The sequence below is a fragment of the Proteus sp. fly-1013 genome, from assembly GCF_040140245.1.
Lineage (GTDB): Bacteria > Pseudomonadota > Gammaproteobacteria > Enterobacterales > Enterobacteriaceae > Proteus > Proteus mirabilis_B.
The window spans coordinates 1-622 of the sequence record NZ_JBEEWD010000027.1; the positions used below are offsets into that span (position 1 = coordinate 1).

A 622-nucleotide genomic window follows, 5' to 3' on the forward strand; every position below is an offset into this window, starting at 1 on the left:
TGGGGTGACTGCGTACCTTTTGTATAATGGGTCAGCGACTTATATTCTGTAGCAAGGTTAACCGTATAGGGGAGCCGTAGGGAAACCGAGTCTTAACTGGGCGAATGAGTTGCAGGGTATAGACCCGAAACCCGGTGATCTATCCATGGGCAGGTTGAAGGTTGGGTAACACTAACTGGAGGACCGAACCGACTAATGTTGAAAAATTAGCGGATGACTTGTGGATGGGGGTGAAAGGCCAATCAAACCGGGAGATAGCTGGTTCTCCCCGAAAGCTATTTAGGTAGCGCCTCGTGAACTCATCTTCGGGGGTAGAGCACTGTTTCGACTAGGGGGTCATCCCGACTTACCAACTCGATGCAAACTGCGAATACCGAAGAATGTTATCACGGGAGACACACGGCGGGTGCTAACGTCCGTCGTGAAGAGGGAAACAACCCAGACCGCCAGCTAAGGTCCCAAAGTCATGGTTAAGTGGGAAACGAAGTGGGAAGGCTCAGACAGCCAGGATGTTGGCTTAGAAGCAGCCATCATTTAAAGAAAGCGTAATAGCTCACTGGTCGAGTCGGCCCGCGCGGAAGATGTAACGGGGCTAAACCATGCACCGAAGCTGCGGCAGCGA

The 622-nt window shown here is 52.1% G+C and carries 1 rRNA gene; it reads left to right on the top strand.

The features are described from left to right. Positions 1-622, top strand: a 23S ribosomal RNA gene (locus ABN236_RS19290); the annotation flags it as partial.